Source organism: Streptomyces sp. NPDC002888 (genome assembly GCF_042888465.1).
Taxonomy (GTDB): domain Bacteria; phylum Actinomycetota; class Actinomycetes; order Streptomycetales; family Streptomycetaceae; genus Streptomyces.
The window spans coordinates 70828-90446 of the sequence record NZ_JBIAPU010000031.1 but is presented as its reverse complement, the minus strand read 5'-3'; the positions used below and the strand labels follow the sequence as shown (position 1 = coordinate 90446).

The 19619-nt window shown below is 71.8% G+C and carries 13 protein-coding genes and 2 pseudogenes; 4 read left to right on the top strand and 11 right to left on the bottom strand.

The annotated features are described in order from the left end of the window. Positions 1-269: 269 nt before the first annotated feature. The 3 genes and pseudogenes from ACFYWX_RS37820 to ACFYWX_RS37810 all read right to left on the bottom strand — a co-directional run. Positions 270-938, bottom strand: coding sequence for a response regulator (locus ACFYWX_RS37820; RefSeq protein WP_389429433.1), 669 nt, complete (start codon positions 936-938; stop codon positions 270-272). Next, positions 935-2323, bottom strand: coding sequence for a sensor histidine kinase (locus ACFYWX_RS37815; RefSeq protein WP_389429431.1), 1389 nt, complete (start codon positions 2321-2323; stop codon positions 935-937). Before ACFYWX_RS37815 ends, ACFYWX_RS37820 begins: the two co-directional genes overlap by 4 nt. Positions 2324-2347: 24 nt before the next feature. After that, positions 2348-2506 (bottom strand): annotated as a pseudogene (locus ACFYWX_RS37810) (ABC transporter permease); the annotation flags it as partial. Positions 2507-2582: 76 nt separating this feature from the next. On the opposite strand from ACFYWX_RS37810, the gene ACFYWX_RS37805 reads away from it, so the two are divergent. After that, positions 2583-3479: a helix-turn-helix domain-containing protein gene (locus tag ACFYWX_RS37805; RefSeq protein ID WP_389429429.1), complete on the top strand. Its 897-nt coding sequence runs from the start codon at positions 2583-2585 to the stop codon at positions 3477-3479. A 20-nt stretch (positions 3480-3499) separates the two neighbouring features. On the opposite strand, the gene ACFYWX_RS37800 is transcribed toward ACFYWX_RS37805, so the two are convergent. From ACFYWX_RS37800 to ACFYWX_RS37785, 4 genes are all read right to left on the bottom strand, one after another. Beyond that, positions 3500-4420 (bottom strand): macro domain-containing protein, encoded by a 921-nt coding sequence (locus tag ACFYWX_RS37800; RefSeq protein WP_389429427.1) that lies wholly within the window; start codon positions 4418-4420, stop codon positions 3500-3502. 58 nt (positions 4421-4478) lie between these two features. Continuing rightward, positions 4479-5345 carry an SDR family oxidoreductase gene (locus tag ACFYWX_RS37795; RefSeq protein WP_389429426.1) on the bottom strand — a complete coding sequence of 289 codons (867 nt, stop codon included), beginning with the start codon at positions 5343-5345 and terminating at the stop codon, positions 4479-4481. Further along, positions 5345-6199, bottom strand: coding sequence for an NAD-dependent protein deacetylase of SIR2 family (locus ACFYWX_RS37790; RefSeq protein ID WP_389429424.1), 855 nt, complete (start codon positions 6197-6199; stop codon positions 5345-5347). Before ACFYWX_RS37790 ends, ACFYWX_RS37795 begins: the two co-directional genes overlap by 1 nt. Before the next feature lie 142 nt (positions 6200-6341). Continuing rightward, entirely contained in the window at positions 6342-8654 is a 2313-nt protein-coding gene (locus ACFYWX_RS37785) for an FUSC family protein (protein WP_389429423.1), read from the bottom strand. A 317-nt stretch (positions 8655-8971) separates the two neighbouring features. On the opposite strand from ACFYWX_RS37785, the gene ACFYWX_RS37780 reads away from it, so the two are divergent. After that, positions 8972-10825: a peroxidase family protein gene (locus ACFYWX_RS37780; protein ID WP_389429422.1), complete on the top strand. Its 1854-nt coding sequence runs from the start codon at positions 8972-8974 to the stop codon at positions 10823-10825. Between the two features lie 13 nt (positions 10826-10838). On the opposite strand, the pseudogene ACFYWX_RS37775 reads toward ACFYWX_RS37780, so the two are convergent. Next, a pseudogene (locus ACFYWX_RS37775) lies at positions 10839-11054 on the bottom strand (2-polyprenyl-6-methoxyphenol hydroxylase); the annotation flags it as partial. Here ACFYWX_RS37775 and ACFYWX_RS37770 point away from each other — a divergent pair. After that, the gene (locus ACFYWX_RS37770; protein ID WP_389429518.1) at positions 10948-11505 is read left to right on the top strand and encodes a hypothetical protein; all 558 of its coding nucleotides are present in this window, start codon (positions 10948-10950) and stop codon (positions 11503-11505) included. The pseudogene ACFYWX_RS37775 and the gene ACFYWX_RS37770 sit on opposite strands and share 107 nt — an antisense overlap. 64 nt (positions 11506-11569) lie before the next feature. On the opposite strand, the gene ACFYWX_RS37765 is transcribed toward ACFYWX_RS37770, so the two are convergent. Beyond that, positions 11570-12961: a diacylglycerol/lipid kinase family protein gene (locus tag ACFYWX_RS37765; protein WP_389429421.1), complete on the bottom strand. Its 1392-nt coding sequence runs from the start codon at positions 12959-12961 to the stop codon at positions 11570-11572. Between the two features lie 215 nt (positions 12962-13176). Between ACFYWX_RS37765 and ACFYWX_RS37760 the strand changes: the two genes are divergently transcribed. Next, positions 13177-16614 (top strand): glycosyltransferase, encoded by a 3438-nt coding sequence (locus ACFYWX_RS37760; RefSeq protein ID WP_389429419.1) that lies wholly within the window; start codon positions 13177-13179, stop codon positions 16612-16614. A gap of 3 nt (positions 16615-16617) precedes the next feature. On the opposite strand, the gene ACFYWX_RS37755 is transcribed toward ACFYWX_RS37760, so the two are convergent. Beyond that, complete coding sequence (locus ACFYWX_RS37755; protein WP_389429417.1) at positions 16618-17322, bottom strand: hypothetical protein; 705 nt, start codon at positions 17320-17322, stop codon at positions 16618-16620. 107 nt (positions 17323-17429) lie between these two features. Then, positions 17430-19553, bottom strand: coding sequence for a SpoIIE family protein phosphatase (locus tag ACFYWX_RS37750; protein WP_389429415.1), 2124 nt, complete (start codon positions 19551-19553; stop codon positions 17430-17432). Positions 19554-19619 lie beyond the last annotated feature (66 nt).

Sequence of the window (19619 nt, the reverse complement as noted above, 5' to 3'; positions counted from 1 at the left end):
CGGGTACCCGAAGCCGGTGCCGTCCGGCCTTTGGCTGGCGAACAGCCAGTAGAGCCCCGCCACGGCGCGCAGCGAGAATCCACGGATCGACCTGGAGATGTCATGCCCCTGCCGATGAACTGGGAGGGGGCGACAACACTCGACTGCCCTGATCTGCTGGCTTTGGCGGCGTTCTATCAGTAAGCCACCGGCCTCGAGCCCCACCCGAAGTCGAACGCCGACTTCGCGGGTCTCAACCGCGACCGGGGGGCGGGTGTCGAGCCGGACGGTTACGGCTTCGCTCTGACCAGGCCGGCGTCGTACGCCAGGATCACGGCCTGGATGCGGTCCCGGGCACCGATCTTGGCGAGGACCCTGCCGACGTGCTTCTTCACCGTGGACTCGGTGAGGACGAGCCGTTCGGCGATCTCCGTGTTCGTCCAGCCGTGGCCGATGGCGACCAGCACCTCGCGTTCACGTTCGCTGAGCGTCTGGAGCCGGGGGTCCTCCGGTGCGGGGGCGCCGGACGGGGCCAGCACCTGGTGGGCGAAGGCGTCCAGCAGACGCCGGGTCAGGCTGGGAGCCACGACGGCGTCACCGGTCGCGACCGCGTGGATGCCCGCGACGAGTTCCTCGGGGCGGGCGTCCTTGAGCAGGAAGCCACTGGCACCGGCCCGAAGTCCGTCGTATGCGTACTCGTCGAGGTCGAAGGTGGTGACGATGAGAACGCGGGTCCGGCCGCCGGTGGCCACGATCCGGCGCGTCGCCTCCAGGCCGTCCATACCGGGCATACGGATGTCCATGAGGACGACGTCGGGGCGCAGCTCCGCGGCCAGACGGACGGCCGCGGCCCCGTGCTCGGCCTCGCCCACCGGAGTCAGGCCGGGGGTGCCCTCCAGGAGCATCCGGAAGCCCATGCGCTGAAGGGGCTGGTCGTCGGCGATCAGCACGGTCGTCATGACAGATGGTCTCCTGAAGCCGACGGTTCTTCCGTAGCCGAAGGGTGGGGTGTGGACGGCACGTCGAGCGTGACGTCCACCATCCAGCCGTGCCCGGTGTCGCGAGGGCCGACGGTGACGGCACCGCCGTACATGGCGGCCCGCTGACGGATGCCGACCAGGCCGTTCCCGGGGTCGTCGGTCCGTTGCCCTGATTCCGCAGGCGTGGGCGCGGGCGCCCCCGGCGGTACGCCGGTGTCGGTCACCCGGATCCGCACGGTGCCGGCGTCGGCGGTCACGGACACCTCGGCGGTGGAGCCTGTACCCGCGTGCTTGAGGGTGTTGGTGAGTGATTCCTGGACGATGCGGTACACGGTGAGCTGGACGCCGCCGCCCAGCGCGTCGAGATCGCCCACCGTCCGGTACGTCACCGTCAGCCCCGCCGCGCGGACCCGCGCCACCAGGGGGTCGAGGTCGGGGATTCCCGGCTGCGGGCTGAGCAGCCGCACGTCCTCCTGCCCGCCCCGCAGGACGCCCAGCACGCGACGCAGTTCGCCCATGGCCTGGCGGCCGGTGTCGCCGAGGATGCGCAGGGCCTCGGCGGACTGTTCGTTCCGGTTGGCGGCGAGGGTCGCGGCGCCGTCGGCGACACCGACCATGACGGAGAGGTTGTGGCCGACGATGTCGTGCATCTCGCGGGCGACCCGGGACCGCTCGGCGGCCGCGGTGAGTTGGGCGCGTTGGTCGCGCTCGATCTCCAGGCGTCTGGCACGGTCCTCCAGCGCCGCCAGGTACATCCCGCGGATACGGAGCGTCAGACCGATGGTGATGGCCGCCGTCGCCGTCCCCAGCAGGAAGAAGAGGCCGAGCAGCGGATGTTCGACATGTACCAGGACGGTGACCGCCAGCGTCAGCCCGGCCAGAGTCAGGGCGGCGGCCCAGCCCAGCGCCCGCAAGGAACCGTACAGGGCCAGGGCGTACAGGGCGACGAGCGCGCTGACGCCGGCCTGCTGCCAGACGCCCAGCGACCACTGGACGACGGACACCAGCAGGATCACGAAGAACGTGACCTCCGGGGCCCTGCGGCGCCACCACAACGGCACGATCTGCGCGACGGCGAAGACGACCAGGACGCCGTACGGCAGCTGATCGCGGTTGCCCGTCTCACCGAAGGGACCGTTACTGCTGTCGGAGAGCAGGTCGGGCAGGCTGAGGAGGGCGACGACCAGCACCACGGCGGTGTCGAGCAGCCACGGATACCGTCGGTCCATGAGCTGGTGGCGGTTCTGCCCGCGCAGCAGACGGCCCAGGAGCGGGTGCGCCCAGGCGGCGTCGAGCCCGGGGGACGACGACGGCGCCGTCGCCCGGGGGGTGCCCGCGGCGGCTGCCGCGCGTTCCTCACTCATGGACACCATTGTCTCGTGCCCTGGTCAGGCGTCGGACTTCACGAGCCGGTACGCCGCCCCGGCGAGGGCCGGCGCGACCCAGCCGGCGAAGACCGCGAGCCCCGATCCTGGTGAGAGCGCCTCCGAGGACTGGTGCAGGGCGTAGACGGCCGACCCCGCGTTGCTGGGGAAGTAGGGGCTGAGGGCCGGCCTCGCTGCTGCCCGGCTCCTGGGACGTCCGGTCGGCCCGGACCTGCCCCCGTGCCCGATACACTGGCGAATGGCCAAAAACCGACACGGCTTCGCACTGGAGATCCCCAAGATCCCGTTCGCCGCACCCGCGGGCACGCCCGCCGGGATCGAGGTCATGTCGCTGGTCGATCTGCGAAGGCGCGCAACGGAGCACAGCTTCGCCCGTCCGCAGCGCCCCGACTTCCATCACCTGCTCACCCTCACGGCAGGCGAAGTCATGCACACCGTGGACTTCACCGGCCACGCCCTCCGGCCGGGCTCCTGGCTGTGGGTCCGGCCCGGGCAGGTGCAGCAGTGGGGCGACCTCACGAGGGCCGAGGGCACGGTGATCCTCTTCCAGCAGGACGCTCTCGACCCGGCCACCGCGACGGCCGCCCGCGTCGACGACCCGCACGCCCCGGTCGTCAGCACGCCCGCCGCCGACGACGACGAGGCGCTGAACCTCGCCGCGGAGCACCTGAGCCGCGAGTTCCACGCGCTCGGCCGGCTGCCCCTTCAGGTGCACACGGCGGCCCTGCGCCACCTCCTGGCGGTCCTCGTGCTGCGGCTGGCCCACCTCACGGTCCCGGCCGGCAGCCCCGCGCCGGACCCGGACGAGGCGTACGTACGGTTCCGTGACGCGGTCGAACGGCACTTCACCCGCACCCGGCGCGTGGAGGACTACGCCCACCTGCTCGGCTACTCCGCTCGTACGCTCTCCCGGGCCACGCTGACCACCACCGGCGTCAGCGCCAAGGAGTTCGTCGACCGCCGGGTCGTCCTGGAGGCCAAACGGCTGCTGGCGCACAGCGACCGGGCCGCGGCCGAGATCTCACGGCAGCTCGGCTTCGTCAACCCCTCGCAGTTCAGCAAGTACTTCACGCACCGGACCGGCCGGTCCCCGATCGACTTCCGCGACGCCGTGCGCGGCCGGGCAGAGGACTGATCCCCTTCTCCTGCTTGCCGCTACCGCTTGCCCAGCGCACGCCGGTAGGCGCTCTCGTCGTCCGCACCGAACACCGTGAAGACGACCCGGTCGAACCGGTCGGGGTGCGCGTCGAGCCAGTCGGCGACGGTGCGCAGCGCGACGGGGGCGGCCTCGTCCTTGGGGTAGCCGAAGACGCCGGTGCTCACGGCACAGAAGGCGACGGTACGGATCACCTCCACTTCGGCGGCGAGGTCCAGGCAGGCCCGGTAGGAGGAGGCCAGGGCCTGCGCGTCACCCGCGCCGGGCCGGCCGTCGATGACCGGGCCGACGGTGTGCAGGACGTAACGGGCCGGCAGATGGTAGCCCCGCGTGATCTTGGCGGCGCCGGTCGGCTCGGAGTCCCCCTGGAGCGCGATGACGGTCTGGCAGTCGTCCCGCAGCCGGGGCCCGGCGGCGCTGTGGAGGGCGTTGTCGATGCAGGGGTGCAGAGGGCGGAAGCAGCCGAGCAGGGCGCTGTTGGCGGCGTTGACGACGGCGTCCGCCGCGAGCGTGGTGATGTCTCCCCGCCACAGTGCCGTGCGACGCGCCGCTGGAAAGGAGGTGTTGGGGAACTCCTCCGCGATCGTGGGCAGGCGACCTGCCGAGACCGTTGGACGCAGGCGGCGTTCTGCGCCGAGGACGGCGTCCAGCGCCTCGGAGGCGCCGTCGGGCAGGGGTCCCGGGGCGCGGACGGTCAGCAGGGCACGCAGCACCCGGCGGGCCGTCGTCGCGTCGGCGCCGGCGAGATCTGGCAGGGAGTCGGCCCGCAGCCCGAGCCGCGGCACGGCCGGGTCACGGCAGAGCAGCTTCAACGCCGAGCGCACGTGCTCGTCCAGCCGATCGGCCGGGGCGGGCACCGCCGACGACTGGAAGGGTTCGTCCAAAGCGATCGCGGTGCGGTAGGCGGCGAGTGGGAACACCGGGGGCTGGTTCTCCTTGTCGACTGCTCGCCGCTGGGCGAGCCGGGGTGGTGCGTGGTCAGCCCCGGGTGGCGCGGACGACGTCCGTGAGGGAAGTGGCCGGATGGCCGGTGAGGTGCGGCACCGCGTCGCTCACGCCGTCGAGCTGGCCGGCCGCGATGGCCGTGTACGTGGACACCCAGGCGTCGAGCTGCCACTGCGGGGCGCCGTAGGAGGCGCGGGAGGCGTACGCCTCCTCGATCGACTCCGGCGCGTAGGTGACCGTGCGGCCGAGCACCTCGGAGAGGACCGCCGCCGCCTCGTCCAGCGTCAGGGACTCGGGGCCGGTCAGGTCGTAGGTGGCGCCGGCGTGGTCGGCCGGTCGGGCCAGGATCGCGACGGCCGCGTCGGCGATGTCGTCCTGGGAGACGAACGCGGCACGCCCCTGCCCGGCCGGACCGCGGATGACGCCGTCCTCACCGGCCAGGTCGGGGACGAACTCCGCGTAGACGTTGTCGCGCAGAAAGGTGTACGCCAGGCCGCTCGCGCGGATGTGCTCCTCGGTGTGGAAGTGGTCGCGGGCCAGCGTGAACGCGGCGTCGGGCGCGGCGCCGAAGAAGGACACGTACACGAGATGCCGTACGCCGGCCTCTGCGGCGGCGTCCACGAACGTCTTGTGTTCGGCGAGCCGGTCGGCGCTCTCCGAGGCGGACACCATGAACACGGTCTCCGTACCGCTCAGGCCGCGCAGGACCGCGTCACGGTCGCTGTAGCCGCCGCGGACCGGTGTGGCGCCGGGCAGTCGGGGCGCCCGTTCGGGGCTGCGCACCAGCAGCCTCTGTGCCACACCGCGCTCGGCCAGGCGGCGGGCGACGCGGCCGCCGAGCCGTCCGGTGGCTCCGGTGACCGTCACCTTCGGCGCGGGCGATTCGGCCATCACTGACATCACTTCCTGTCCTGTTGGAGGGGTCGAGCGGTGAGCGCGTCGAGGAGCACGTCCGCCCCGAACGGCACGGACAGCGCACGGTCCGCCAGGTCGGCGGGGACGTCCGGGTGGTCCGGATTGACCCGCACGAGACGTGCCCCGGGGGTGTGGCGTACGACGTTCTCCATGGGCCGACGGATCACGCCCGGGGTATTGAAACCGGCGCCGATCTCCAGCACGAGCAGGCGGGCACCCTCGGGCGCGTCGCCGAGCCACCGCGCCAGCCTGTCCCCGGCGGGCAGATAGGCGCCGTCGACGAACTCGGGCCCCACGCGCACGTTGGGGAAGACGTCCGCTCCGCAGTGCGGGCAGACGGGCAGCGCGGCCTGGTCGGTCACCCGGCCCGTGTCCCGGTCGTACGCGGCGAGGATCCGGTCGAAGAACGGCTTGGCGGCCCACGTCTCCTGCGTGCACGGCACGGTGCACTGAAGCCGTCCGTAGTCGCCCTGCGGGGTGAAGACGCGGTCCGCCTCGAAGCCGTTGCGGGCGAACAGCGCGTCCACGTTCGACGTCATCACCCAGTGGTCGCGCTCCCCGACGAGTGCGCGCAGACGCCGGTAGAGGGAGTTGGGCCCGGACCCGAAACGGATGTCGTCGATGTGGACGGCCCAGTAGCCCCACATCATGTCGGCCGGCAGTGGCACGCCCAGCAGGTAGCGGGAGCGCAGCCCGAGCCGGTACAGCGCCGGAAGCAGCTCCCTGAACCGCTCGACGTCACCGTAGTCGTACCCGGCGGCCGTGCTCAGCCCCGCACCGGCGGCGACCAGGACCCGGTCGGCCTCGTCCAGCCAGGTACGCACCGTCTCGGCGGTCATCTGTCGAGTTCCCTTCGGCTCACGTCTGCACTTCCCCCAACGTACGAGGGAGCCGCGCGCGGGACGGGACCGAATCGCGACCGGCGATGGTCAGAATCCGACAACGGATCTGTTCGCGTCGAGGACCGTCCGCGAAGGGCGCTCACCGGGGTCGGGGAGATCCGACGGGAGATCCGATGGGGCGGGCCGCGGCTGCCAGGCTTGGTTGGAGGCGCCTTGCCGCCTTGAGGTGATCGGCGGTCCAGATGATGCGCACCGCCGTGTCGGAGGCCCTCCCGTCGTCGTCGCGCAGGTCGCGGTGGAGGGAGGCGACCAGGCTCGCCTCGGCCGTGGGGTTGCGGGGCACCGGATCCCGGACGGAGGAGTGCTCGGCAAGACTCACGGCCAGGTCCTCGTACCAGCCGGTCACCCGGCCCACCGAGTTCACCAGCACCAGGCCCGCCTCGGCGCGGTCCGTACCCTCGTGACGTTCGCCGGAGCGCTGCCACAGGCCCAGCACCGCATCCGCGACGAGCCGCAGGCCGACGATGCCGGTGACCAGGGTGGTCATGGCCGACAGCGACATGGGCTTCGCGCCCCGTTCGGCGAGGAAGCCGCGGAAGGCGTCGTCGAGCCTGCGCGCGGCGGCCGCCGCCTCCCGGCCCTCCGCCAGCGGAGCGTCGGCCGCGGAGGGACGGACGCCACAGCGGCCCATGGCGTACTCGACGGCCCCGGCGAGATAGCGGGCGCTGTCGGTGTACGCCTCGGCGAGGGCCCGGTGGACGACGGCCGCGGCACCGCGCGGCCAGAGGAACAGGCCCACGAGCACACTCACGGCACAGCCGAGCCCGATGTCCTGGATCCGCAGCAGCACGATGTGCCAGTCGGGGTGCCGGCCGATGTTGAACAGGATGGCCAGCGTGACGGTGAAGGCCGCCTGCCCCGCGGCGAACGACACGGCAGCCGGTGCGATGCCGGCGATCAGCACGGCGAGGGGCAGCAGGAACCACAGCGCGGTGCCGTGCTGGCCGATGACCTGCAGAAGCACGGCGCCGATGACGGATCCCGCGATCGTTCCGGCGAGCGCACGGATCGCGTTCTGCCCGGTGTTGAGGGCGTTCGAACGCAGCACCGACAGGGTGCCGAGGAGCACCCAGAACGAGTGCTGAACGTCTGTCACTTTCACCAGGGCGACCGCGATGCCGAGGCCCACCGCCCCCCGCAGGCTGTTGTGCAACCACACCGAACCGGGTCGCAGATGGGCGACGGCACGCTCCCGCGCGGAGGCCAGCGGCCGGGCGGGCCCACCGGGTTCGAGGCCGAGCAGCCGCTCCGGCCAGCTGCGCCGTTCCGCCGCTGCCGCCAGGTCCACGTTGCCCGCGATCTGGAGCGTCGCGAAGCCCAGTTCCTGGGCGCGGAACGACAGGTCCAGAATGCCGATGAATGCGCTGACCTCCGGTTCCGTGACGGGCCGGGGCAGGTGCACCGGCAGCAGGGCGGTGGCGCTCCGTTCCATGCCGACTATGGCCGTGCGCAACCCCGTCATGGCCGTCCGCAGTGCCTCGGGCGACCCTTGCGGTGCGTCCAGCAGGTCGGCGGTCCGCTCCAAGACCACGGCGGACGCCCGCCGCACGACGTGGGCCTCGGGATCGCACAGCGGGTGCTCGACGGGCGGGGGCGCGCTGTCGGCCACGATCGTGCTGAGCCATGTCAGCTCGTCGACCAGCCGTACCAGGGCACGCGAGCTGGTGGACAGCCCCGTGGGCCGGTAGGGAGTGGCAGCGAAGGCGCTGCGCAGGTCGGCCGCCGCGACGGCGGCCTGGTCGGCGGTTTGCCTGCATACGCGCACGCTCGCGGCCTCGGCCTCGTGTGCCAGGCGGGACGCGTCGCTGCGCAGCTGTGCCGCGGCCGCGCGGCAGGCGCGGGCGGCGGGTGCGCTGAGGGGGTCGGCGGCGGGGCGTGGCCACAGCAGAGAGATCGCGAGCAGGGAGGCGGCCGCGGCGAGTCCGGCGCCGGCGAGCCGCTCGGGCAGCTCCGACAGCTGCGCGGGTGTGCTCACGGGAAGCACGAAGGCCAGCAGCAGCGCGGTCGACGCCCCGGCGAGCACGGAGCTGACCACACCCGAGAAGAGCACCACGAACCCGATCACCATGGTGGCGGTCACCGCGACCCGGATCTCATGGGCCGCGAGGGTGCCGAGACAGATGAACACCAGCCAGGTCACCCCGAGGCCCACGTGGGCCCGCACCCGCTGCACCATCGGGCCGGTGAAGTCGACGAACAGCAGCATCGAGAGCGAACCGAACGCCGCGTAGGTCGCCATCGCCGGTGAACGGAACACCTCACCGCACAGCGCGAGCAGCCCGGGCATCACCAGGGCGGCACGCGTCGCCCTGCGGGTCGCGGCCAGTTCCGGGTCGTGCGCCCGCAGCCACGCCGTGAGCCTCCCGAGCAGGTGGAAGCCAGGTTCGTGCATACGCCGCGGCCTTCCGTCAGCGGAGCGCCCGCGTGGTCCCTCGCGCGCCGAGTGGCCGAGTATCCGTCGCTGCGCCAAATATCCGTCGTCGCCGGCGCCGCGGCTGTCGCTGGCGTCGCGCCGCCGTCCTGGCGTCCGTCCCCCTCATCGCCCGGCTCGGCCATCTTTGACCGGATGCGCCGTCGGCACCTGCTGGTCACGGCCGACCGACGGATCTGGTCACAGCCGACAGCCGACTGGAGGTGCGGGGGAGGAGCCCCTCCCATAATGTGTTGATCAGGGGGAATTCACGGTGTCCTTCCCCCTTGGAGTACGCGATGAGCAAGCAACGACGCCCTGCCCGACGTTCCTCGGCCGGATACCGCACGTCCCTTCCCTGGCGGATCGTCACCAGCGCCGCCCAGTACGTCGACCGGCGCATCGGCTGGGACAAGCTGCCGGTGATCCCGGGCCTGCTGACGCTCCTCGGACTGCGCGTCACACTTCGTCAGAAGAACCTCCACGACACCGGCCACCTGCCCTCGGTCAACCTGCCCGATCCCGCGCCCCCCTCCGAGAGTCACAAGGTCAACCGGACGGCCGACGGCAGCCACAACGACCTCGGTGACCCGCGGATGGGTATGGCGGGCACCCGCTTCGGCCGGAACGTCCCGCTGGACCGGATCGCTCCGGCGACACCCGAGGACGTACTGTCCCGGCCGAACCCGCGCGACGTCAGCCGCGCCCTGCTCACCCGCGAGGAGCTGACCCCGGCCGAATCGGTCAACTCCCTGGTCGCCGCCTGGCTCCAGTTCATGGTCCGCGACTGGTTCAGTCACGGCACGAGCCCCACGGACCGGCCCTGGGAAGTACCGCTCATGGACGACGACCAGTGGCCGGAACAGCCCATGCGGATCATGCGCACCCAGGACGACCCCACCCGCGACCCGCAGGCGCCCGCCGGCACGCCCGACACCCGCGTCAACACGTCCTCCCACTGGTGGGACGCCTCGCAGATCTACGGGACGAACGAGACCGAGCAGCGCCAGATGCGCACCGGCCAGCTGGGCAAGCTGCGCCTGTGGGACGGCGAGCAGTCCCCTGTTCCCTCGGACCCGTCCCGCGACCCCTCGCGTGTCCCCGGCTTCTGGCTCGGCCTCGCCATGATGCACGACCTGTTCGCGCGGGAGCACAACGCGATCTGCGACCACCTGCACGCCGCGTACCCGTCCTGGGGCGACGAGGAGCTGTTCCAGCGCGCCCGGCTGGTCAACGCCGCACTCCTCGCCAAGATCCACACCGTGGAGTGGACCCCGGCCGTGATCAGCCACCCCACCACCGTCACGGCGCTGCGCGCCAACTGGTGGGGTGTCGCCGGTGAGCGCGTCCACAAGCTCTTCGGCCGGATCAGCGGCAGTGAGGTCATCAGCGGCATTCCCGGCGCGGAAACGGACCACTACGGCGTCCCGTACGCCCTCACCGAGGAGTTCGTGGCCGTCTACCGCATGCACCCGCTCATCCGCGACGAGTGGCATCTGCGCTCCGCCGCCGACGACGCGTCGCTGCGCCACTGCACCCTCCGCGACATCTCCGGCCCGGGAGCGCTGAAGTTCCTGGAGACCACGGAGATGGCCGACCTGCTCTACAGCTTCGGCACGCTCCACCCCGGACTGGTCACCCTGCACAACTTCCCCAAGTTCCTCCAGGAGTTCGAGCGTCCCGACGGACACCTCCAGGACCTCGCCGCCACCGACATCCTGCGCACCCGGGAACTGGGCGTCCCGCGCTACAACGAGTTCCGGCGACTGCTGCGGCTCAAGCCGGCCGCGAACTTCATGGAGCTGACGGACAACCGGGCGTGGGCCGAGCAGATCGAGCAGCTCTACGAGGGCGACATCGAGAAGGTCGACCTCATGGTCGGCCTGTACGCGGAGAAGCTGCCCGCCGGATTCGCCTTCAGCGACACGGCGTTCCGCATCTTCATCCTGATGGCCTCACGCCGGCTGAACAGCGACCGCTTCTTCACCGAGTACTACACCCCCGAGGTGTACTCCAAGGCCGGCATGGCCTGGATCGACGACAACAGCATGATCACCGTGCTGCTGCGCCACCACCCGGAGCTGCGCACGGCACTCGCCGGTCTGACGAACGCCTTCGTGCCGTGGCACACCGCAGGGACGACGGCGGGCTGACCCGACGGCCTTCCGGGATCGAGGCGCGGTCGCGGCAGGGCTCGACCAGGTAGGCGTAGACGGTGTCCTCGCTGGTCGGGCAGTCTCCCACGATGTAGGCGGGGCCGCCGTACGCCAGGTCCGTGCGGGTGACGCCCGCGGGGCGGGGCGCGGGGGTGCGCCAGATCGCCATGCTGGTGGGTTCGGGTTTCTCGGTGATGCCGATCGCGGCGCGGGTGACCGAGTTCAGCGGAGTCATCGGCCTGGCCACGGCCCTCGCCAGCGCGGCGACCGTGGCCGGCTCGATCGCCTTCACCAGGCTGCCCGGCAGACCCGAGCACCGGCTGCCCGCGGTGTTCGCCGTGTGCGGGCTCGGCTTCGTGGTGATCGGCCTGGCGGCCCACCCCGCACTCGTGATCGTCGGTGCGGTGCTCAACTGCCTCGGTACGGGCGTGCTGTTGCCGTCCCTCCTCACCGTGGCCATGTCCGGACTGGAGTACGCCGACCGAGGCCGCGGGACCGGTCTGTGGACGGCGGCTTTCTTCGCGGGCGAGTTCCTCTGCCCCCTCGTACTGATCGCCACCGAGTCCGCCGTCGGCAGCCTGGCCGCCGCCGTCGGCCTCCTGGGCCTGGTCTCGGCCGTCGTGGCGGGAGGGCTGCTGCTCGGGCGGCGACGGAACACTTCGGACCGGGTTCAGTGAGGTCGGGGCGAGGCCGGCCGCCTGGCTGAGGGAGGCTTCGCGGCCTGACCGTGGCAGGACCGCGTCACTGCTGCGACCCGCTCTCCTGCCGCGGCGGCGGTGGCGTGAGGGCCGTCGTCCGGCCGGGGACCGCCGTACGTCCCACGGCGGCCGCGAGTTTGCGCAGGCGGCGCCAGTCGAGGCGGGGCGGTGCCTCCGGAACACCGGGGCGGACGCGGGGGACCCGGACGCGCAGCGCACGGCGTGCCACACTGCAGCGGACGGGGGTCGGCAGCTGCAGCGCCTCGCCGTCGAGCCCCACCTCCAGGTGCGGTTCGTCCGCTTCGACGACCACCTCGTGGGCGGCCAGCACCGCGAGACCTGCCGGGTTCGGGTCCAGCAGCAGTTCGGCCGCCTCGACGGCACTGTCCACGCGCACGGCCAGGACCCCGAGCCGTCCGGAGTTGAGCCGCTCACGCCGGCCGAACCCGAAGGGATCGCCGGTGCGGTACGGGTTGTTGCTGACCAGCACGGCCTGCGGGTCGGTGAGCGCGGTGTCGTCGGCACGTACGGTCAGCCGCGGGCCGCGCTGCCGGGAGAGCAGGTCCGGCAGCAGCTCCAGCGCGGTGCCCACCTTGTCGTCGCGGTAGCCGGGGCTCTGCACGACCGCCCCGTAGACCCCGAAGGAGGCGTTGTTGACGAAGGGGCGTCCGTCGGCGAAGCCGAGGTCGACGCGGAGTTCCACCCCGTCGCTCAGCGCGTCCAGGCAGGTCGACGGGTCGTCGCGGTCGAGCCCGAGATCCATGGCGAAGTGGTTGCGGGTACCGGCCGAGATGACGAGGAACGGCAGGTCGTGCTCCGCGGCGACGGCGGCGACCAGGGCCTGCGTACCGTCGCCGCCCGCCACGCCCAGGAGGTCCGCTCCCTGGGCCACGGCGGACTTCGCCAGCTCCGTGACGTCCTGCTGCTGCTCCGGGTCGAGCAGCACCACCTGCGCGCCCAGGCTCTCGGCCTTCTCGCGGAGGGAGAACTTCTCGACCTTTCCGCCGCCGGAACGCGGGTTGAGGATCAGGAACGGGCGCTGTGGCGGAGGCGTCCGGTACTCCTTCATGCGGACCGGGCGCAGACCCGTGCTGCGCAGGGCGTACCGGCCGGCCCACACGGCGCAGCACCACAACAGCGCGGACAGCACGACCACCCACAGCAGGTTCACCGCGGCGAACAGCGCGACAACGGCGACGGGCATGGCGACTGCCAGCAGCGCCGCGCCCATCCGGGCCGTACCGCGACGGGACAGCGCCCACCACAGGGCGGCGGCCGTGACGGCGAGCCCCGTGACGCCGACCGCCAGGAGCACCACCCCCTGCACCCCGCCGACGAGCACGGGCAGCAGCGCCGCCGCTGCCGTCGCGGCGAGCGCGGCCCTGGCCGCCCACGCCTGTCGATGGTGCAGTCGCTCATTCGATGCCGCTTCCATGAGCCTCTTCCGCGTGTGAGAGCCGACGCCGAACGCCGTCCCTCACCCTGCACGCCGTACGCGCCGAGGGACGCCCGACAAGATCTCACGGGGCAGGTCACCGGCACCACCTGGGCCCGGCCACGGGCACGGTCGACTGCGTCCTCCCCACAACTCGGGCCGCCGTTGGTCTAATGTCGGCGGCACAGTGGTCACGGTGGGAAGAGGGGGCAGCCGTGGGCAGTTCCGTGCCGCAGGCGTCGGACGGCGCTTCGGGGCGCCGATACTCGATCGTGGTGGGCGTCTCGGACTACGCGGAGCCGTTCCATGACCTCCCCGGGTGCGTGGAGGGGGCGCGGCGTATTGCGGACCTGCTGGCCACGATGGGATACGAGCAGGTCCTGACGGACATCTCGGCCAACCCCACGTCGGCCCAGTTGCGGCAGGAACTGAGCGCGTGGAGCAGGACGGCCCGCCTGGGGCCGGACGACGTGGTGGTCGCCTATTTCGCCGGTCACGGCGCGGTGCACGGCGGCCGGCACTACCTTCTCGGCTCGGGCGACGGCGACGACTTCCCCTTCATGGCCCTCCCCGGGGCGGACTTCGTCGGCATGGTGACGAACAGTCTGGCCGGGCACTCGCTCGTCATCATCGACACGTCTTTCGCGGCCGCCACCGCACGGGACGCGGCACGGTCCGTCCTGGAACTGGGGGCAACGCAACCGCTCATCGGCGAGACCTGGGTGCTCTCCGCGGCGCAGAGCAGGGAGAATGCCTACCTCGGAGCCCTGGTAAGGGCTTTGGAGCACGTGCTCGTCAGGCCGTTGGCCGGAGCACGGCAGCCCTACCTGAGCGTGGGGCAGGTGGCGGAGGCGGTCAACGAGTACTTCGACACCCAGGGCATTTACCAGACCGCCAGTGCCTCAGGATTCGGAACGGTGGGACCGGACCCGTTCTTTCCCAACCCCTCCTACGTTTCCGGCCTCCCGCGCGACTCGCTCGATATTCCCAGCGTCGTCCGGCTCCGCCGAGAACAGGACGACCACTTCATGCCCCGCAGTCGAGGCGTCACGCACCCCTCGGAGCCGGGAGACTTCTTCGTCGGACGCACGCGGGCACTGGCCGCTGCCGCGGACTGGCTTGGCGAACCACGGAGTGCCGACCGACTGTTCGTCGTCACAGGTCGCGCAGGGTCCGGCAAATCGGCGTTGCTGGGACGGGTCCTGGCGCTCATGGACCCCGACAGTACGGCCCGGTTGAGCGTGCCCCCCGAACTGCTCCCGCCCACAGGGCCGGCGGTCATCGCGATGAACTGCCGCCACAAGACCGCCGCGGACGTCGTCGCGCACCTCTCGGCGGCACTGGACCTGCGGATCTCCGAGGACCGCGGCATGGTCGACGCGCTCGGTGCACGCACCGACCCGGTCGTGATCCTTCTCGACGGACTCGACGAGGCGATCGACAGCGACCGCGTCATCAGCGATGTCGTCGGGCCGCTCAGCATGATGTCCGCGATCCGCCTGATCGTCGGCACGCGCCGTTCCCTGCTCCCCTCACTCCGATCACTCCTAGCCACCCGCGTCATCGACCTGGACACAGCGGAGTTCAGCGACGCCGACGACCTGCGCAAATACGTCTTCGGGCTTCTGGTCGGCCAGGGAAACCCCTCGGACGACGGGCGTTCGGGCTACTACCAGGCCCACCCGGCTCGGGCGGAGGCGGCCGCAGAGACCATCGCCCGGCAAGCCCACGGCTCCTTCGTCGAGGCCCAGAGCCTGGCCCACGCCGTGCTGCACGACCCTGCGCTCGACGGTGATATGTCCCTCCTGCTCGGGGGAGTCGACGCCTTCTTCGAGCGATACCTCGAACGCTTCGGCCCGCACAAGGAGTTGGCCCTCCGCCTTTTTCTCCCGCTCGCCTACGCCCAGGGGGCCGGCCTTCCGGAGGAGTTGTGGTCCCCGCTGGCTGAAGCGCTCGCACACGTACCGTGCGAGGAAGACCATGTGCTCTGGTTCCTCGCGCAGGAAGGCGCCGGCGCCTTCCTCACCCGGAACGAAACGCCCGACGGGACGGTGTACCGGTTCCTCCACGACAGCATCGCGGAGCGCCTGCGGACACCTGAGGAGGATGGGACCAGGCATCGGCTGGTGGCGGAGGCCCTGGTGCGACAAGTGCCGGTCGCGGCGACGGGGGAGCGCGACTGGAGCGCCGCACATCCCTACATCCGCGAGCACCTCGCCACACACGCCGCGGCAGGGGGCGTTCTCGACGAGCTGTTGCGCGACGATGCGTACGTCCATGCGGCGCAGTCCGGGCCGTTGCTGCGCGCGCTCGTCGAGAGCGGCGCCATCGGGGCCGCCCGCACCCCTGGCGCATCCTCGCCCTCCGCTCCCACTCCTCCTCCCGCGGACTCCCTCGAGGAGGTCGCACGCGTCCTTTCCGACCGCGTCACCGTTCTGGTCGTGGCCACCGAGTGGTCGTCGGCCCACGGTGGCCTGAGTACGTTCAACCGTCACCTCTGCGTGGCGCTCGCCGCCGCGGGCGCACTGGTCTTCTGTACCGTGGTCTCGGCGGACGACTCCGACATCGCCAACGCCGCGGCTAAGGGTGTCACGCTCCTGTGCCACCGGGGCGCCCCCGGCGCGCCCGACTACGGCAAACTCACCCGGCGCCCCGCCCTCCCGCCGGGCGTGGAGCCCGATCTTGTCATCGGCCACGCCCGGATCACCGGTCCGGCGGCGGCTCACCTGCACGAAGAGCTCTACCCGCAGGCCAGACGGCTGCACTTCGTCCACATGGCGCCGGACGAGATCGAATGGCACAAACTCGACGACAGTACCGACCGGTCGCAACTGGCCGAGGAACGTACGGACATCGAACGGAAGTTGGGCGCTTCGGCCCACCGCCTGTTCGCTGTCGGACCGCGTCTGTACAAGCGTTTCCGCAACGAACTCTGGGATGAGGACGCGCCCGAACCGCTGCAGGTCGCCCCGGGCTTCGACCTGCCGACGCCGGGACGCTCCGCCAAGCGCACCCCGCCGCCGGGACTGCTGAGAGTCCTGATGATCGGCCGTACTGAAGACGCCGCCTTGAAGGGTGTCGATCTGGGAGCCCGCGCCTGCGGTCTCGTGCACGAACTGCGCACGAAGGCTTCGACCGAGCCCATCGAACTCGTGGTGCGTGGCGCACCCCAGGGCATGGCGGACGTCCAACGGGAACTCGTCCGCGACTGGTCGGGAGCCCCTGGACTGGACGTGGTCATGCGCCCCTACTCGAGGGAACTCAGTCGCCTGGACTCGGACATGGCGCGGGCGAGTCTGGTCATCATGCCCTCACGCGCGGAGGGGTTCGGACTCGTGGGAGTCGAGGCCATCATCCGTGGTGTCCCGCTCCTGCTGAGTGAGGAGAGCGGTCTGGCGACGCTGCTCCGTGACCACCTCAAGGGCGACGCCGACCCGCTGATCGTCCCGGTCACCAGGGACTTCGAGGTCGACGCGGAGAAATGGGCGGCACGGATCGAGAAGTGCCTCGTCGACCGCGATGATGCCTTCGCCAGGATGGCGGACGTGCGAAGCCGCCTCGCCGCCCACTTCACCTGGGCCTCGGCGGCCGCGTCCGTGCTGGGGGAGGCCGCTCCCCGCCCCGGCGCGCCGCGCGACCGGCCCCGCTCATGAACATCAGGGCCCGGTGAACGCCTCGCTGGTGACGTCGCGTTCGAAGGCGGCGCCCTGGAAGCCGTACGTGCCGATGCGGTCGAGCTTGATGAGGATGCAGAAGCGGTCGGTGGACTCCAGGGAGGCGGCCACTTCGCGGTGGTTGCGCTTGAGGTAGTGGATCGCGGCCTGGTTCGCCAGGGAGCTCTGGCCGCAGATCAGGAAGACGGGGCGGCTGGCTTCCGGGGGTGTGAACTTGGCGACGAGGGCGTGTTCCACGTTGCCCTTGTCCCACAGGTACCGGTCACCGCCGACGACGTACGCCACGGAGTCGGGGCCCGGGCCGTACGGGAGGATCGTGACGCCGGGCAGATGGGCGGCAAGGTGGCCGCCCGTGCGGATGTTGGCGTCGCCGAGCGGTCCGCCGATGCAGAACTCGGTCCGGGCGTCGTTGCTGCCGCGGAAGTCGTTGCCGGACTCCGTGAGGACGTCGCTGCCGAGCTGGCTGGCCAGGGTCGCCACCTCGATGATGGCGCGGATGTCCTTGTGCGGGGCGACGCCCCGCGCGTTGTGCTTGCTGCCGATGACGACGAGGCAGGTCTCGCCCGGTACGACGCCGAAGAAGTCCGCCTTGCGGCGCACCAGTCGGGAACGCTTGCCGCGCTCCCAGAGCCACACGCACGCACCACCGATGAAACTGGTCGCAAGACCGACCAGCACGTTGACCACTACCGAAAGGATGGCAGCCCCCTCGCACTCGACACCCGCGGGGAGCCCCGGCCCACCCCGTCCGGCGAAGATCTTCCACCACGGTGCCTGGCTGGGACAACTGGCACTCAGGTCAGGGGGTTGAGGAGGAGAAGCGCGATGTCGTCGAGGCGGGACGCGCTGTGTCCGGCGGGCTGGACCAGGGTGTCGGCGAGGCTCTCCATGGTGCATTGCGCGGCGCCGTCCCCCGTCCCGTCCGGGGCACCGGCGAGACGGGCGGCCAGTTCCGCGGTGGTGTCGTCGATGTCGACGCCCGGGACCTCCACGAGCCCGTCGGTGTAGAGGGCGAGCACACAGCCCGGAGGCAGTTCGATCCCGGTGGTGGTGTAGTCGGCGTCGGCGTCGATGCCCAGCAGCAGGCCGGGTGAGAGGTCCAGGATTTCCGTGCGCCCGTCGGGGTGGCGCAGCAGGGGCGGCGGGTGGCCGGCGGTGGCCAGGGACGCGCGGTGGCGGGCGAGGTCGAGGTGGACGCAGAGGCAGCTCGTGAACAGGCCGGTCTCGAGGTCGGTCAGCAGCCGGTTGGTGCGGGCGAGCACGTTGCCGGGGGAGGCGCCGGCGGTGGCGTGGGCGTGGACGGCCGTGCGGACCTGTCCCATGAGGGCCGCCGCGGTGACGTTGTGGCCCTGGACGTCACCGATCGCCGCGACGGCCGTGGTCGCGGGGCCGCCGAAGAGGTCGTAGAAGTCGCCGCCGATGCCCATGCCGCGGCCCGCCGGGAGATAGCGGGCGGCGACGTCCAGGCCGGGGATGCGGGGCAGGGCGTGCGGCAGCAGACCGGCCTGGAGAGTACGGGCCAGCTCGTCCTTGGCGTCGTAGAGGCGGGCGCGGTCCAGTGCCTGCGCGATCAGCCCGGCCAGCGAGGTCAGGACGGCACGCTCGGCCGGGGGGAACGGGCGGGGCCGGTCGTATGCGAGGACGAGCGAGCCGACGATGCCGCCGGAGGCGATCAGCGGCAGGAAGGCCCAGGCGCCCATGTCGTCCTGGTGGACGGCCGGCGGGTGGGCACGCTTGAGGTCCGCGAAGGTGCCGAAGAAGCTGGGGTGGCCGGTGGTCAGGACGCGTACGGCCGGGGCGTCGGAGGTCAGGGGCTCGGCGTCGAAGCGGTCCATGAGCTCGGCCGGGTAGCCGCGGTGGCCGACGATGTGGAGTCGGCCCTCCTCCGCGGTCATCAGGGCGAGGGCCTGGGCGCCGAACGCGGGCACGATCTGGTCGGCGACCAGCTCGACCACGTCCTTGGCGCCGACGGCCTCGGTGAGGGCGGCGGCCAGGTGCATCAGGTGGTAGTGCGCGGTGGCCCCGACCGGCGGATCGGCGGGAGTCGTTGGCTGCTCCGGCGCGGCTGTCAGGGGCTGCTCGGCCGGGGCGGGGGTGATGTGGACGCTGATCCCGGAGGCGTCGGGGTAGAGCTGGAAGGTCAGCGGCGTGTCCGGTGGGCGCAGGGCGGTGAAGGAGGTGGGCCTGCGGCCGATCACCGTCGCGCGGTAGTGGTCCTCGAAGGCGGGATCGCGCAGCCACAGCAGCACCTCCCACGGCCGGGCCCCCAGCAGGGTGGTGGCACCCGTGCCGAGCAGGTCGGCCGCCGCGGTGTTGGCGAAGGTGATCCGGCCGTCCAGGTCGAGCCCGCAGCAGCCCACCGGAAGGCGCTCCGCGAACTCCACCGCGGCCGCCGCGTCGATCCGTTCGGTGGCGCGGCGGCGGGGCGGGGACAGCACCCGTGGCTCGGCCTCCGGCACCACCGGGCGACCGCTGTCCTCGGCCTTCCGCAGCAGCCGGCCCATGCGGCGGCAGCAGGAATCGATCATGGCGCGCTCGTCCGCGCTCAGCTGTGGCGGATGCCAGAGGGGCCACAGCAGCACGATCCCGCCCCACACGGCGACACCCTCGGTGATCGCAACCGTGGCCATCATGAAGTCGTACGGCAGCACCAGCTGAAGGGTGGGGTAGCGGCGCGCCATCTCCTCCCGGCTGCCCAGCCACACCAGGCGCCGTTCCCGCACGGCGTCCGCCACCGGGACCGGGGCGTCCAGCGCGACCCGCGCCCAGGGGGCGGCGAGCCGCGCGGGTACCCCGGAGACCACCGTCAGCCGCAGCGCGCTCTCCTCGGGCGGCAGCAGGTACAGCAGGCCCACCGAGGCTCCGACCTCCTGCACGAGGCGACCGAAGGGATCGTCGAGCGGCTCTGCGTCACCCATACGGCGACACTATGTCCGATGTGCGGCGAAGGCGCCCCGGCGCGGTGATGTCCTCATGTCGTGCTG